Origin of the sequence: Paenibacillus sp. FSL R5-0928, from assembly GCF_037970385.1 — a bacterium.
In the GTDB taxonomy this organism is placed as follows: Bacteria; Bacillota; Bacilli; order Paenibacillales; family Paenibacillaceae; genus Paenibacillus_AQ; species Paenibacillus_AQ odorifer.
Window position 1 is genome coordinate 1454967 of the sequence record NZ_CP150225.1, and the last position, 14539, is coordinate 1469505.

Sequence of the window (14539 nt, forward strand, 5' to 3'; positions counted from 1 at the left end):
ACTGCTCCATAAGGCATGCTTCAATAAAAAAGCGGCAAGTCTCCATGTGGTTTGGAGGCTGCCGCTTTTTTTATTAACTATTCCAATAATTCGATGATACTCTGAGCACATTGTAACGGGTGATAGCGAGCGATTTCTTCAAGGTGGAGTTTGCGCTTGTTTTGCACATCCTCATAGTTGTTCAAGAGGCGCTCCATCCACATTTCTACAACCTCTAAAGATTCGATGGGTTCTCCGAAGCCGGCTGCAGTAAAGTAGCGGCAATTCTCCTCCTCCTGACCGGGAAGAGGGTGATGGAAGAGCATCGGAATACCCTTTGCCAGCCCTTCACTGCAAGTCATTCCACCCGGTTTTGTAACCAGCAGATCGGAGACCTCCATTAGCTTGTGGATTTCACGCGTAAAGCCGATTAAGGAAATATTAGGATGATTATAATGCGGGTCTTCTTTCATTTCCTTTAGCAGCAGCTCATTTTTGCCGAGACAGAAAACAATTTGAATCTTGTCACGCCATTCCGCCAGACAAGCATTTACCACTTGGTCGTTCATGATTCCCCAGCCGCCGCCCATGACTAGAACGGTTGGCATCTCCCGCAGATTGAATTGCTCTCGAATCTCCTGCTTTCCGGGATGCTTCCAAAAATTAGGGTGTATTGGTATGCCTGTTACCTGAATTTTCGTGGCAGGAATATTTCGGCTGCGCAATTTGGATTTAACCTCAGGTGTTGAAACCAGATAAAGGTCTACCTCTGGGCTAATCCAGGTAGCATGCGCATCATAATCTGTTATAACGGTGACGAGCGGCACTTTTAAGGTAGGATCTAGTCTCTTTAGGCGGGATACTACAGCACCTGGAATAAAATGAGTGCAGACAATTACGTCAGGTTTCAGTTGTCTCACAATATTTTTGGCATGCGTATAAAATATACGATGCAAGGCAAGCGTGGTAAGACGATTAAATGATTTCTGGTGACGGTAGACATAACCCATTAATTTTGGCTGTGTCGTTACCGTCTTTCGGTAAGCAGACAGAATAATAGGTGCCATCTTGGGGTTTAGAAAATTCCCAAGTTCTAGCACCTTCGTTTGTAAATTAGGCGATAATTGGCGCAGACTGCTCGACAACGCATAAGCTGCTTGTGTATGTCCGGCGCCAAAACCTTCCGAGAGTATTAAGATTCTTTTTTTACGCAATGTTGATTCACCTATTCTCAAGGGTTTTCCCGGTTATTAACAATAAATGCTTCACATCCATAAGGCTATAGTACCAGCTGCTACGCAGGAACCGATCACTGCGCCAGCTATAACATCTGATGGATAATGCAATCCAAGATAAATACGAGAAAATCCGACAATACAAGCTAGCGGCAGCAGAATAACGGTCATAGCAGGAAACGCCAGCATATAAGGGACCGTAGAAGCAAAGATAGCTGTAGTATGACCAGATGGAAAAGAATGATCCTTTAATGGATTACGAAAAGTATTGGTTTCCGGTAACGCCAGATATGGACGCATTCGCGGGTACAGCTTTTTGGCGATAGCTACGGGTATATGGCTGACAGCTAGTGCTGTCAAGGCTTGTAAACCTGTAGTTCTCCAAGGCTCAGGAGCTAATACCCATATCAGTATATTGATAACAATCGTGCTTGTAGCTCCACCCAAATGAGTAAGGTAAAAGAGCCAAAAGTTCAAAAAACGATTATGCATTCGTCCGTTGATCCACTTAAAAAGATGCCGCTCCCAGAGATGTAGTTTCATGAATAAATGTCTCATATCTAATTCCCTCCGCTAGTCCGGTTACCGTTAACAGATGTTAATGCAGTAATCCGTTCTATAGCTTAGATCTGTCTTAATCATACTTTTTAAAGGTAGTTCATTTCAAGGAAAAGCTCAGGTTTACTCGAAATTTGCCAGTTTTGACTTAGAGCACTATTACGCTTTACAATGATTCAAGCAGACTAAACCTGTTTAAAAGGGTAAGAGATAAATAAGGATTCAAAAAAAGGAATCCATAGAATTCTTTTAAACAGCATATATAAAAATTGTGAAGTCTGCCGAGAATAAGAATACTCTTGGTCTATTGTTAAGGGATGCAACAAAAGGGTCAGAAAGAACGTCAAGCAAGCTAGAGAGAAAAAAAAGAACACCAAGAGTGAAAAAAGGGGGCATCAAAAGGTCATGACAGACGCACTGTTTGTTACGCTCCAAGTGATCTTGGCAGCAATCGCAGTCTATCAGTTTACGTTTTCATTATTCGGGCTGCACAGGAAAAAGAAAAAGACGCAGTATAAGCCGGAAAAATCTTTTGCCGTACTTGTTGCCGCACATAACGAGGAAGAAGTTGTCGGCGCATTAATGGAGAATCTGAAGCAGCTTAATTATCCATCAGAACTGTACGATGTATTCGTAATTTGTGACAATTGTACAGACGGTACAGCTCGCATCGTTAGAGAACACGGCATGAACGCCTGTGTCCGCACCAATCCAAATCTGAGAGGTAAAGGCTACGCAATAGAATGGATGCTTAAAGAGCTGTGGGCTATGCCGCGGCAATATGATGCTGTTGTCATGTTCGATGCCGATAACTTGGCGCATACCGAGTTCCTGATGGAGATGAATAATGATCTTTGTTCAGGTGCACGGGTAATCCAAGGTTATATCGATACCAAGAATCCAGAGGATTCATGGATTACAGCTGCTTATGGTATTTCGTACTGGTATATTAACCGTTTGTGGCAACTTTCACGCCATAATTTAAATATGGCTAACTTCCTTGGCGGAACCGGAATGTGTTTTGAGACCACACTTCTTAAAGAAATGGGCTGGGGAGCTACAAGTTTGGTCGAGGACTTGGAGTTTACGATGCGTAGTGCAGCACATGGTGTATATCCTAAGTTCAATTATGATGCAAAGGTATTTGATGAGAAGCCGTTAACCTTCAAGGCCTCCTCAAGACAGCGTCTGCGTTGGATGCAGGGGCACTTCACTGTTGCTCGCCGCTATTTTTTTCCATTGCTTTGGCAAAGTATTAAAGAACGCAGCTTAACGAAGTTTGACCTCGCGCTTTATGGAGCGAATGTATATATTGTATTGCTCACTTTTTTAATGACGGCGGTAATGTGGGTGGATATGGCGTTCTTTAACGGACCGAATATCGCTAACATTTACGGCAGCTTGCCGATCTGGCTCAGCTTCCTAGCTATTGGCGCCAATCTGGTGACTTTTGGTATTGCGATGGCATTGGAGAAGGTTACGTTCAAGAAAGTATATGCTTATCTTGTATTCTTCCCGATCTACTTGATCTCGTGGTATCCGATTACGTTCTATGCGTTCTTCACGCAGAACAATAAGCAATGGAGCCATACCAAGCATACTCGCGTAGTGCGACTTGAAGAAGTACAAAGTAAGCAGGTATAAAATTCACGAAATTTCTGCATAAAAGGATTGACACCCCAAATAGTGTGGTGTATAGTATTCAAGTACGCAAATCATAGGGATTGCAAGAAGAAGCACCTGCTTCTCACCTGACTGGCATATTCGCCGGCTGGTTTTGATCTCAATGCTTTATGAATGTTAATGTTCATGAACGTTGATCAAACACGGGGTGTCGGGTGTTACCGGCACCCCTTTTTTATGGAGTTACGTGAGAATAGTTGTTAAAAAGATCCGGAGGTGGAGAGTTATCAGTAAGGAACATATGATCAATGATGAAATTCGGGCCAAAGAGGTACGGTTGGTTGGTGCGGAAGGTGAGCAAATCGGAATTAAACCGATCCGCGAAGCGCTGCAAATGGCGATCGATCTTAATCTGGATCTAGTCAATGTAGCACCACAGGCTAAGCCGCCGGTATGCCGCATCATGGATTACGGCAAGTTCCGTTATGAAACGCAGAAGAAAGAGAAGGAAGCGCGTAAAAACCAGAAGGTCGTTGATATCAAGGAAGTCTGGTTCCGTGCTAACATTGAGGAACATGATTATCAAACTAAGTTCCGCAATGTGATCAAGTTCTTGGGTGAGGGCGATAAAGTGAAGTGCTCCGTACGTTTCCGCGGACGTGAGATTACACACGCGAATATCGGCCAAAAAATCCTCGAACGAGTGAAGAACGAAGTGGCTGATATATCTGTTGTTGAGCGCCAGCCAAAGCTGGAAGGTCGCAGCATGATTATGATTTTGGCTCCTAAAGCTCAATAAATCTGGAGTCATTTGCTTATCTGCAATTTGGCGCCGCATAATATTCAAGGAGGAAACACCATGCCTAAGATGAAAACACACAGCAGCCTGAAAGGCCGCTTCAAAATTACCGGAACTGGTAAAGTAACACGTTACAAAGCTCACAAAAACCACTTGCTGTCCCACAAATCTAAACGCGCTAAGCGCGTTCTGAACGGAAATCCAGTAATGGCCCCTGGGGATGTAAGACGTTTGAAACAAGGATTGGCTAACTTGAAATAGTTTATTACACATTTTTGGGAGGTTTATTAATATGGCAAGAGTTAAGGGCGGATTTGTAGTTCGTCGTAAACATAAAAAAGTGTTGAAATTGGCAAAAGGTTATTTCGGTTCTAAACACCGTATTTTTAAAACAGCTAAAGAACAAGTAATGAAATCGATGGTTTACGCTTATCGCGACCGTCGTCAAACTAAACGTAACTTCCGCAGACTGTGGATCGTTCGTATTAATGCAGCAGCTCGTTTGAACGGTCTTTCTTACAGCAAGCTTGTATACGGCCTGAAATTGGCTGGTGTAGAAGTTAACCGTAAGATGCTGGCTGATCTGGCTGTGAATGATCTTAACGCATTCAACTCCTTGGCTGGTATTGCTAAAGAGAAAATCAACGCGTAAGTGTTGTAATATAACCGAAAAGCACCGCCTGCGGGTTGCCCATGCAGCGGTGCTTTTTTGTGCGGTAAGATAGGGATGAAGCAGCGTTGGAATTCCCTACATAAAAGAAAAAGCTCTGCATCTGCAGAGCTATTCCCAGTACTTTATGGTGTTTAATTGAGCGGCGAGTTTTTTGCTGATATTGCGGCGAACTTTTCGTAGCTCAGAACGTTCATTAGCAGATTCGTTGATCAGCTTCTCTTCGTCTGTTTCTGGGATGATAGCTGGAACCGGAGTAGGTGTGCCGTCCTCTTCGACTGCGACAAAGGTTAGAAATGAAGTAGCGGCGACAGCGCGCTCTCCAGTATATAGATTTTCTGAAATGATCTTCACAAACACCTCTATGCTTGTCCGTCCGGTCCAGGAGACGAAGGATTCAAAGCATACGGAGTCTGTAGGCCGAATGGGTCTCAAGAAGTCTACAGAGTCTGTAGAGGCTGTGACAACGTTAGTTCGACAATGGCGCATAGCAGAAATGGAGGCTACTTCATCGATGCCGCTCATAAGCTTACCGCCGAATAATGTTTTGTGATTATTGACATCATTAGGGAAAACGCGTCCGGTTTTGAAGACACGGGATTCACGGCAATATTTGAAGGCCGGTGTTGTTTGTGGAATTTTTTCTTCGGTCATGATCTGATAACTTCCTTTCAGTGCAATTACTAAGGAATCATAATAATAGAAAACACTTAAGTGTGCAATAATATTTGTAATGTGTTGGAATACTATACAGAGTAAAATCAGGGTTTCTGACATTAACCAGACATAACTGTAACATGCTATGTCATGGAAAGCGGTTACTTGCTAAAAAGTGCAAATTATTATTGACCTGAGGTCATTTATGCACTGGATTTTAGATTTTATTGCAGTTATAATTTGAACTAATGGAATGTCCAAGCAGAACACAGAAGACATCCAATATTTTAAGGGGGATTACATTCAATGAAAAAAGGTTTAAAGCTATCTCTTGCAATGTTGCTGTCTCTTACAGTCGTTTTGACAGGCTGTGGAAACAACAATAACAACGCCGCTAAAGGTGAAACTAATGCAGGAACCAATGCAGGAACAAACGCACCTAAATCCGATTTCAAATTTGGTATGGTTACTGACATTGGTGGCGTAAACGATAAATCGTTTAACCAATCCGCATGGGAAGCATTGCAAGCTCTTGAAAAAGAAACAGGTAGTGGCGTTAAGTACTTGCAAAGTAAATCAAATGCTGACTATGAGCCAAACCTTAACTCCTTCGTTAAAGATGGATACAACTTGACTTGGGGTATTGGTTTTGACCTTGGCGACGCAATTAAAAAAGTAGCTACTGAGAACCCAAATGCTAACTTGGCTATCATTGATAGCGTAGTTGAAGCTCCTAACGTAGCTTCCGTTACTTTCTCCGAAAATGAAGGTTCCTTCTTGGTTGGTGTGGTTGCTGGTCTGACTACAAAAACTAACAAAGTTGCATTCATCGGTGGTCTGGAAAGCCCAGTAATCAAACGTTTTGAAGCTGGCTTTAAAGCTGGTGTAGCAGCAGTTAACCCTTCAGCTAAAGTAACACCTACGTATGCTGGTGGTTATGACAAACCAGACGTTGGTAAATCTCTTGCGGCTACATTGTATAACGACGGAAACGACATTATCTTCCCTGCTGCTGGACAAACAGGAAATGGCGTATTCAACGAAGCTAAAGCTCGTAACAAAGCAGGCGGTACTAAAGTATGGGTTATTGGTGTAGATAAAGACCAATCCATCGAGTTTGGTACTGACGTTACTTTGACTTCCATGATCAAACGTGTAGACGAAGCTGTTCTTAAAGTTTCTAAAGAAGTAATTGACGGTACGTTCAAGGGTGGTACTACAACCGTTCTTGGTCTGAAAGATAATGGTGTTGGTATTTCTGATACTAAGGACAACGTTTCTGAAGAGATCCTGGCTAAAGTTGAAGAATACAAAAAACAAATCATTGATGGAACAATCACTGTTCCTTCCGAGTAATAGTTAGTCTCCATTTATTGCATTACAATAAGGATCAAAGAATAAGGCCGGTGTTGTGCTGGCCTTATTCCTTGTTAAAGCACTGGTTATGATAAGAGGAACATAGATATACCGCCTTACAAAGGGCGGTACATCCGTGTCTATAAGGTAGTTATATATTCTGTGATGAGGGTGATTCCATGAGTGCTGCGGCTCCTGTCGTAGAGTTGAAGCAAATCACAAAACGCTTTCCCGGTATTGTTGCTAACGATTCCATTAGCTTGACGCTTAAAAAGGGTGAAATCCTTGCATTGCTTGGTGAGAATGGTGCAGGCAAGTCCACTTTAATGAACATTGTATTTGGATTGTATCAACCGGATGAAGGCAGTATTGAAATCGACGGGAAACCGGTTATTATTGATAACCCCAATAAAGCTATTGAGCTTGGTATTGGTATGGTTCATCAGCATTTCAAGCTTGTGGAGCCTTTTACGGTGACCGAGAATATTGTTCTTGGGATGGAGCCGAAAAAAGGTCTTAAAATTGACTATAAATCCGCTGCGGAACAGGTTCGGAAGCTATCGGAGCAATATGGCCTGCAAGTGAATCCAAATGCCGTTATTCATGACATTTCGGTAGGTATGCAGCAAAGGGTAGAAATTATGAAGACCCTGTACCGTGGAGCGGATATTCTCATATTTGATGAGCCGACCGCAGTACTTACGCCTCAAGAAATTACGGAACTCATGGCGATTATGAAGCGGCTTGTTGCAGAGGGAAAATCCATTATTTTGATCACGCATAAGCTTAAAGAAATCATGCAAATATCTGATCGGGTCACCATTATTAGACGTGGGAAAGTAATTGATACTGTGAATACCGCAGAGACCAACCCTAATGAGCTAGCTGAAAAAATGGTTGGGCGTGGCGTAACTTTCAAAGTGGACAAGAAGGCTCCTGAGGTTGGCCAATCTGTACTCAAACTGAAGGATGTCAGCAGTAAGAGTAAAGACGGGGTTTCCGTACTGGATGGTCTTAGCTTTGAAGTTAAAGCAGGGGAGATTCTCGGGATTGCTGGCGTAGATGGCAATGGACAAAGTGAGTTGATCCAGGCCATTACAGGTCTGCGCAAAATTGATTCGGGTTCGATTACCGTGTCTGGCAATGAAATTGCTAATTTATCACCGCGGAAGGTTTCAGAGATGAATGTCTCTCATATTCCTGAGGACCGCCACAAGCATGGGTTAGTGCTTGATTTCACCATGAGTGAGAATATGGTTTTGGAAACTTATTATAAGAGTCCTTACAACAAAAATGGCTTTTTGCAAAATGATGTCATTGATAAGTATGCAGCGAAGCTTATAGAGCAATTTGATGTACGCACACCTTCAATAGAGACCAAAGCACGTTCTTTATCCGGCGGAAATCAACAGAAAGCGATTATTGCGCGGGAAATAGATAAAAATCCGACATTGTTAATTGCCGCACAACCTACGCGCGGTTTAGATGTTGGGGCTATCGAATTTGTTCAGAAGCAACTTATAGCTCAGCGTGATCAAGGAAAGGCTGTTCTACTTATTTCCTTTGAATTGGACGAGATTATGAACGTTTCTGACAGAATCGCTGTTATCTATGAAGGGAAAATTGTCGGTGAAGTGTTCCCGCAAGATACGAATGATCAGGAACTGGGTCTTATGATGGCAGGCAGCTTGCAGCGGGGAGGTAAGGCAGTTGAATAAGTTCAAAAAAATCTTCACAACTGACAGCTACATCGTTCCTCTGGTTGCCATCGTGCTTGGTTTTCTTGTGGGAGCAATAGTTATGCTTCTGGGCGGTTATGATCCGATAACTGCTTACTCCGCACTGTTCAAACGGGTGTTTGGTAATTTGTATAACTTTGGTGAAGCTGTGCGCGAAATGACACCATTAATGCTTACAGGGCTAGCCGTAGCTTTCGCATTCCGTTCAGGGATGTTTAATATCGGGGCAGATGGCCAAGTAATGATTGGTATGACAGCGGCAACAGTGGTGGGTATTAAGATGGCAGGTTTGCCATCCTTCCTGCTTGTGCCGCTTGCCGTAATTATTGCGGGTGTCTGCGGTGGTTTATGGGCAGGGATCGCCGGTTATTTGAAAGCAAAACGTGGGATTAACGAAGTTATTACCACAATCATGTTAAACTGGATCGCTCTTTACCTGTCGAATTATATCGTAAGAAACTTCTTGTTGCTTCCAGGACAAAATCGTTCCGAGGATATTCCGGCCTCGCTTTCCATGACCTTTTTGAATTCGATATTTGATAATGCGCGTCTACACTGGGGTACAGCTATTGCTCTTGCTGCAGCGGTATTCTTCTATGTGTACTTATGGAAGACCAAGCAGGGCTACGAAATGCGTGCAGTTGGTTACAATCCACATGCTGCCGAATATGCAGGGATGAATGTTGGACGTAACGTTATGAAGGCAATGTTCATAAGTGGTGTATTCGCCGGTCTGGCCGGAGCAGGAGAGGTGCTTGGTGTATTCCATTATCAAGCTATTTTCGCGGCATCGCCAGGATATGGATTTGATGGTATCGCCGTTGCTCTTCTTGGTTTAACACATCCACTTGGTGTTATTCTGGCTGCGATTCTCTACGGTACGCTGACTTATGGTTCTGCGGGTATGAGTTTTGCTGCAGATGTTCCACCGGAGCTTATTCGTATCGTTATTGGTTCAATCATATTCTTTATTGCGGCACAAGGGATTGTGCGCTGGGTGCTTAAGCCCTTTTACTTCAAGCGCAAGAAAGAGAAGGTGTTATAGATGGATCTGCAGACGTTAGGTCAACTGCTTAATACAACGCTTGTTTTTTCCACAGCGCTCATTTTTGCCTCACTTGGCGGCATCTTCTCTGAACGTTCCGGTGTCGTAAACATTGGACTTGAAGGTTTGATGATGTTTGGTGCCTTTGCGGCAGCAGTAGGCGGTTATTATGCTCAGGACGCTGGAATGGGCGAATGGGCTCCTTGGGTTGGTGTACTCTGTGCTATAGCTGTTGGTGTGCTAGGCTCACTAATTCATGCGGTTGCATCTATAACCTTTAAATCTGATCAGACGATTAGTGGTACGGTTATTAACTTTTTAGCTGCAGGCAGCACGCTCTACATGGTAAAGCTCCTGTTTGATGGATCTGCTGAAACTCCGATCATTGACGGATTCAGCAAGGTTGCAATTCCTGGGCTCTCCAAAATCCCAGTGATTGGTGAAGGGATTTTTAATTCCTATCCTACAACTTATCTGGCCATAATACTGGTCATCGTTATTTATTTGGTTCTGTTTAAGACGCCATTTGGATTGCGTTTGCGTGCTGTAGGTGAGCATCCAAGTGCTGCAGATACACTAGGTGTAAAAGTTAATCGGATGAGATATATCGGTGTAATGTTGAGTGGATTGATGGCGGGTATTGGTGGGGCTACAATCACTTTAACAACGACCGGAACCTTTGGACATAATACAATCTCTGGTCAAGGTTTTATCGCCATTGCAGCGATGATCTTTGGGAAATGGAATCCACTTGGTGCCTTTGGTGCAGCGGTATTCTTCGGATTCTCCCAAGCGATTCGCAACTATGTTCAATTGTATGAGTGGTCACAAAATATTCCTCAAGAGTTTATCTTTATGATCCCTTATGTACTGACTATCATCGTACTGGTAGGGGCTGTAGGCCGTTCCTCTGCTCCTAAGGCATTAGGACAGCCATACGATCCTGGTAAGCGATAGAAATGTAACTTTTCAAAGCCGTATTTCCGGTCTTTTCCCGGAAATACGGCTTTTTTATTAGGATCAGCAAGGATAAACATTGAGGTAGGAGGGCAAGTGTACAGGCGAAGGTCCTTTCCAACGAATAGACTGTTTTGTAGATGATGCGAATGAGAGGCGTACAAAACATTTAGGAGGGGATCATATGACTAAGCCAGTTACGAAGAAGCAAGTTATGAGACTCGTAGGTAAGCAGATCATTGCAGTAAAAAAAGACGGTACTCAGGTGACAGGTAAACTGCTGCGTGTATCCGGAAATCGTCTGATATTACAACGCGTAAGTGGTAAAAAAGTACAAACCAAAGCAATCATTCCTTTAGTGTTGTTTGATTTGCTTGCCATTGGTACAGCACCTTATGCTTTTGGTGGTGGCTATGGCGGTGGAGTGCCTTATGGTGGAGGTCCTGGCTATGGCAATCCTTATGGAGGCTATGGGTACGGAGGCACACCCTATCCACCTTTCGGATTCTTTTAAGTTCAGTTGAGTTTGATTTAATTAGATGAACCTTTTTTCCAGTTCGTAACAGAAGCTTAGGGATTGATAACGGGCTACGCTGTAGCCCAATTTTTGATAAAAGGCAAGAGCTGCTGTATTTCCTAAATCGACGGATACCTTAGCCCGATGACATCCGCGTGATAGTGCAAATCGTTCTGCTCGATCCATGAGCATATTCCCCAAGTGTTTGCGCCGTGCTGCGGGTGCTATGGCTAACATATCGATATAAAGTAAATCACCATGCAGCAGGAAATGGACAAACCCCATTGGATCACTCTCATAGTCGGGACAGGCGACTAAGGTGATACCGTGTCCCAGACGACGGGGGATATCTTTTTTGATTTTGGCAATCTCAGTCTTTGGCAAATGAGATAATGGTACAAGCTGTCGCTCGATTAAATCAAGGATAATGACGTCATCCTGCTTGGGTCGACGATAACGGATCATAGAGCGCCCCCTTTCTACGCATTGTCGTACATCATATGTCGGGAGCGTGGTGGGGGTTCCCAGCACGTAGAAGTAGGAGTTGTGACAATATTAAAAATAAGGGTATTGACTTATCCATGTTAGGAATCATATAATGTGTCTAAACATTTTATCGAACATACATGTATCGGCAATGATGAGGACGAAGTTTTAAGGGCTCTTTTGCTCAGAGAGTGTGAGGATCTGCTGCAACCTCCACCGAAATCCCTTATATACGAGCTCACCTCGGAGCTGTTTTCCTGAAAGGTCCACTGGCTAGAGTGGTGGAATTATTAGGGGAAATCGTTTAGTCCGCGTTAGGGACTTCAGGTTACAGAGATTAGGGCCCTTGCCTACATCGATGGATTTTTGTATACCTGATAAGGCGTTGCATCGCGAGATGTAATGCAAACATGGGTGGTACCACGGAAGATCAACCTTTCGTCCCTCACGCGCTAATACTGTGCGTGGGAGGCGAAAGGTTTTTTTGTTTTATTAAGAACCATTTGCTGATGTATAAAGGACGGTCCGTCATTTGCATAATGAATGTTAAATATCGGAGGAGGAATACTGATGAGCGCGCAAATACCGGAATTACGGTCTACTGAGCAGTTAAAAGAAAAATGGATGGAGCCGGAGGTCATTTCCGGTTCCGAGATATTACTCCGCAGCCTTGTATTAGAAGGTGTAGACACTGTATTCGGATATCCGGGTGGAGCTGTATTGTACATCTATGATGCATTGTACGGTTTTACGGATTTCAATCACGTGTTAACACGTCATGAGCAAGGTGCTATTCATGCAGCTGACGGTTACGCTAGAGCAAGTGGCAAACCAGGGGTATGTATTGCTACCTCGGGTCCCGGAGCAACGAATCTTGTAACAGGTATTGCTACAGCATATATGGACTCCACTCCATTGGTTGTAATCACAGGTAACGTATTCTCCAGCCTGATCGGTACAGATGCTTTCCAGGAAGCAGACATTACCGGGATAACGATGCCAATTACTAAGCATAGCTACTTTGTAAGAGATGTTGAGGATCTCCCGCGTGTTATACATGAAGCTTTCCATGTGGCGAATACCGGTCGTAAAGGTCCAGTGTTGATCGATATTCCGAAAGACGTGTCAGCAGCGAAGACGTTGTTCACACCAGTGAAAACAGTGAATCTTAGGGGCTACAATCCTTGTACAGTTCCAAACAAACTGCAGCTTGATAAATTGGTTCGTGCGATTGCGGTTGCTGAACGTCCGATCATCATTGCAGGTGGTGGAGTTATTTACTCCGGAGCACATGAAGCTATGTTCGAATTCGTGAAACGGACAGAGATTCCAATTACTACAACCTTGCTGGGTCTCGGAGCTTTCCCTAGTGCAGAAGAACTTTGGATGGGAATGCCGGGTATGCATGGTACGTATACCGCGAATAATGCGATTCAACAGTGCGATTTGCTCATTAATATCGGTGCACGTTTTGATGATCGTGTTACTGGCAGACTGGACGGCTTCGCGCCAAAAGCCAAAATCGTGCATATCGATATAGACCCTGCAGAAATCGGGAAAAATGTATCGCCTGATATTCCGATTGTAGGCGATGTGAAAACTGTATTGGAAATGCTGAATCCTGAGGTTGGCCGCGCATCTAATGCTGATGCTTGGAGAACACAGATTGCTCAGTGGAAGCTAGATCAGCCGCTTCGGTATAAGGATTCAGAAACAGAGCTTAAACCACAATGGGTGATTGAAATGATCAATGACACCACTAAAGGTGAAGCGATTGTCACAACGGATGTTGGTCAGCATCAAATGTGGGCTGCACAATACTATAAGTTCAATCATCCGCGTTCATGGATTACTTCAGGCGGTCTTGGAACGATGGGCTTCGGATTCCCGTCAGCTATCGGTGCACAGATGGCACATCCTGAACGGTTGGTAGTATCGATTAATGGTGATGGCGGCATGCAAATGTGTTCCCAAGAGCTAGCAATATGTGCGATTAACAATATACCAGTCAAAATTGTAGTAATTAACAATCAGGTGCTTGGCATGGTTCGCCAATGGCAGAATCTTATCTATGATAAACGTTACAGCTTTACAGATCTCGCAGGCAGTCCGGACTTCGTTAAGCTGGCTGAGGCCTATGGCGTAAAAGGTCTACGGGCGACGAATAAGGAAGAAGCACGTGATGCATGGCAGAAGGCACTGGAAACACCGGGTCCAGTATTGGTAGAATTCGTTGTTCCAAAAGACGAGAATGTCTACCCGATGGTAACTCAAGGTTCAACCATCGATCATATGCTGATGGGGGATGAATAACAGTGACAAGACATACGATTTCTGTACTCGTAAATGACCAGCCGGGTGTGCTTCAACGGGTGTCGGGTTTGTTCGGTCGCCGCGGATTTAATATTGAGAGTATTACGGTTGGCCAGTCTGAAGAGGTTGGATTGTCCCGGATGGTTATCGTTACTCTTGGAGACCAGCATACGCTTGAACAAATCGAGAAGCAGCTCTACAAGTTAATTGATGTAATTAAAGTCGTTGATCTTGGATCTAAGCCAATGGTTGCTCGTGAGCTGGCTCTGATTAAAGTGAATGCTGATCCAAGTGAGCGTCCGGAAATTATGGGCGTTGTAGAAACCTTCCGGGCTTCAGTTGTTGATATTGGCAGCACTACATTGTTAGTACAGGTAGTTGGAGATACAGTGAAGATTGATGCGATGATCGAGCTTTTGAAACCTTATGGAATCAGAGAGCTGTCTCGCACGGGTATTACGGCTATGGTACGCGGTAACTCTTAAATATTTTATTTTGCGACTTTAACGGATTACTGCTTGATTGCATTAATCTGATATGATATGAATGAACTTCCCGCTAAAGAGCGGGAGCTTGAGGAGCAGCTAGATCTTCTATGAATCCAG

Annotated in this window: 15 protein-coding genes and 1 other annotated feature; of the genes, 11 read left to right on the forward strand and 4 right to left on the reverse strand. The window is 43.8% G+C overall.

All coding sequences use genetic code 11. From position 1 onward, the window contains the following. Window positions 1–77: 77 nt before the first annotated feature. Window positions 78–1193, reverse strand: a complete 1116-nt coding sequence (locus MKZ16_RS06395; RefSeq protein WP_038569210.1) for a UDP-N-acetylglucosamine--LPS N-acetylglucosamine transferase — start codon at window positions 1191–1193, stop codon at window positions 78–80. A 51-nt stretch (window positions 1194–1244) separates the two neighbouring features. Then, window positions 1245–1772, reverse strand: coding sequence for a phosphatase PAP2 family protein (locus MKZ16_RS06400; protein WP_036679516.1), 528 nt, complete (start codon window positions 1770–1772; stop codon window positions 1245–1247). Window positions 1773–2177: 405 nt separating this feature from the next. On the opposite strand from MKZ16_RS06400, the gene MKZ16_RS06405 reads away from it, so the two are divergent. The 4 genes from MKZ16_RS06405 to rplT all read left to right on the forward strand — a co-directional run bounded on the left by MKZ16_RS06405 (window position 2178) and on the right by rplT (window position 4846). Next, entirely contained in the window at window positions 2178–3416 is a 1239-nt protein-coding gene (locus MKZ16_RS06405) for a glycosyltransferase family 2 protein (RefSeq protein ID WP_076107274.1), read from the forward strand. Window positions 3417–3494: 78 nt separating this feature from the next. Continuing rightward, window positions 3495–3639, forward strand: a sequence feature (ribosomal protein L20 leader region). 57 nt (window positions 3640–3696) lie between these two features. Then, window positions 3697–4194 carry a translation initiation factor IF-3 gene (infC, locus tag MKZ16_RS06410; protein ID WP_036679510.1) on the forward strand — a complete coding sequence of 166 codons (498 nt, stop codon included), beginning with the start codon at window positions 3697–3699 and terminating at the stop codon, window positions 4192–4194. A gap of 60 nt (window positions 4195–4254) precedes the next feature. Further along, window positions 4255–4455, forward strand: coding sequence for a 50S ribosomal protein L35 (gene rpmI / locus MKZ16_RS06415; RefSeq protein ID WP_036679507.1), 201 nt, complete (start codon window positions 4255–4257; stop codon window positions 4453–4455). A gap of 31 nt (window positions 4456–4486) precedes the next feature. Further along, on the forward strand, window positions 4487–4846 hold the full coding sequence (gene rplT / locus MKZ16_RS06420) for a 50S ribosomal protein L20 (RefSeq protein ID WP_036679505.1): 360 nt from the start codon (window positions 4487–4489) through the stop codon (window positions 4844–4846). A gap of 129 nt (window positions 4847–4975) precedes the next feature. Here the strand turns inward: rplT and MKZ16_RS06425 are convergent, their stop codons facing one another. After that, window positions 4976–5518, reverse strand: coding sequence for an acyl-CoA thioesterase (locus MKZ16_RS06425; protein ID WP_076107273.1), 543 nt, complete (start codon window positions 5516–5518; stop codon window positions 4976–4978). A gap of 309 nt (window positions 5519–5827) precedes the next feature. On the opposite strand from MKZ16_RS06425, the gene MKZ16_RS06430 reads away from it, so the two are divergent. From MKZ16_RS06430 to MKZ16_RS06450, 5 genes are all read left to right on the forward strand, one after another. Then, on the forward strand, window positions 5828–6877 hold the full coding sequence (locus MKZ16_RS06430) for a BMP family ABC transporter substrate-binding protein (RefSeq protein WP_076107271.1): 1050 nt from the start codon (window positions 5828–5830) through the stop codon (window positions 6875–6877). Between the two features lie 179 nt (window positions 6878–7056). Then, the gene (locus MKZ16_RS06435; protein WP_036679500.1) at window positions 7057–8595 is read left to right on the forward strand and encodes an ABC transporter ATP-binding protein; all 1539 of its coding nucleotides are present in this window, start codon (window positions 7057–7059) and stop codon (window positions 8593–8595) included. Then, window positions 8588–9661: an ABC transporter permease gene (locus MKZ16_RS06440; RefSeq protein ID WP_076107269.1), complete on the forward strand. Its 1074-nt coding sequence runs from the start codon at window positions 8588–8590 to the stop codon at window positions 9659–9661. Before MKZ16_RS06435 ends, MKZ16_RS06440 begins: the two co-directional genes overlap by 8 nt. Continuing rightward, window positions 9662–10618, forward strand: a complete 957-nt coding sequence (locus tag MKZ16_RS06445; RefSeq protein WP_036679496.1) for an ABC transporter permease — start codon at window positions 9662–9664, stop codon at window positions 10616–10618. 184 nt (window positions 10619–10802) lie between these two features. Continuing rightward, window positions 10803–11132, forward strand: coding sequence for a hypothetical protein (locus MKZ16_RS06450; protein ID WP_036679494.1), 330 nt, complete (start codon window positions 10803–10805; stop codon window positions 11130–11132). 21 nt (window positions 11133–11153) lie between these two features. Here MKZ16_RS06450 and MKZ16_RS06455 read toward each other — a convergent pair whose 3' ends face one another. Beyond that, window positions 11154–11600 carry a GNAT family N-acetyltransferase gene (locus MKZ16_RS06455; protein WP_036679492.1) on the reverse strand — a complete coding sequence of 149 codons (447 nt, stop codon included), beginning with the start codon at window positions 11598–11600 and terminating at the stop codon, window positions 11154–11156. Between the two features lie 591 nt (window positions 11601–12191). On the opposite strand from MKZ16_RS06455, the gene ilvB reads away from it, so the two are divergent. Both ilvB and ilvN read left to right on the forward strand, forming a co-directional pair. Further along, a complete protein-coding gene (gene ilvB, locus MKZ16_RS06460; protein ID WP_036679490.1) occupies window positions 12192–13934 on the forward strand; it encodes a biosynthetic-type acetolactate synthase large subunit in 1743 nt (580 codons plus the stop codon). Continuing rightward, window positions 13931–14419, forward strand: a complete 489-nt coding sequence (gene ilvN / locus MKZ16_RS06465) for an acetolactate synthase small subunit (RefSeq protein WP_170914191.1) — start codon at window positions 13931–13933, stop codon at window positions 14417–14419. The genes ilvB and ilvN overlap by 4 nt, the downstream gene beginning before the upstream one ends. Window positions 14420–14539 lie beyond the last annotated feature (120 nt).

Coding starts and splice junctions, on each gene's coding strand:
- MKZ16_RS06400 (WP_036679516.1), bottom strand. CDS start 1,772: ATGAGACATTTATTCATGAAACTACATCTCTGGGAGCGGCATCTTTTT.
- MKZ16_RS06405 (WP_076107274.1), top strand. CDS start 2,178: ATGACAGACGCACTGTTTGTTACGCTCCAAGTGATCTTGGCAGCAATC.
- infC (WP_036679510.1), top strand. CDS start 3,697: ATGATCAATGATGAAATTCGGGCCAAAGAGGTACGGTTGGTTGGTGCG.
- rpmI (WP_036679507.1), top strand. CDS start 4,255: ATGCCTAAGATGAAAACACACAGCAGCCTGAAAGGCCGCTTCAAAATT.
- rplT (WP_036679505.1), top strand. CDS start 4,487: ATGGCAAGAGTTAAGGGCGGATTTGTAGTTCGTCGTAAACATAAAAAA.
- MKZ16_RS06425 (WP_076107273.1), bottom strand. CDS start 5,518: ATGACCGAAGAAAAAATTCCACAAACAACACCGGCCTTCAAATATTGC.
- MKZ16_RS06430 (WP_076107271.1), top strand. CDS start 5,828: ATGAAAAAAGGTTTAAAGCTATCTCTTGCAATGTTGCTGTCTCTTACA.
- MKZ16_RS06435 (WP_036679500.1), top strand. CDS start 7,057: ATGAGTGCTGCGGCTCCTGTCGTAGAGTTGAAGCAAATCACAAAACGC.
- MKZ16_RS06445 (WP_036679496.1), top strand. CDS start 9,662: ATGGATCTGCAGACGTTAGGTCAACTGCTTAATACAACGCTTGTTTTT.
- MKZ16_RS06450 (WP_036679494.1), top strand. CDS start 10,803: ATGACTAAGCCAGTTACGAAGAAGCAAGTTATGAGACTCGTAGGTAAG.
- MKZ16_RS06455 (WP_036679492.1), bottom strand. CDS start 11,600: ATGATCCGTTATCGTCGACCCAAGCAGGATGACGTCATTATCCTTGAT.
- ilvB (WP_036679490.1), top strand. CDS start 12,192: ATGAGCGCGCAAATACCGGAATTACGGTCTACTGAGCAGTTAAAAGAA.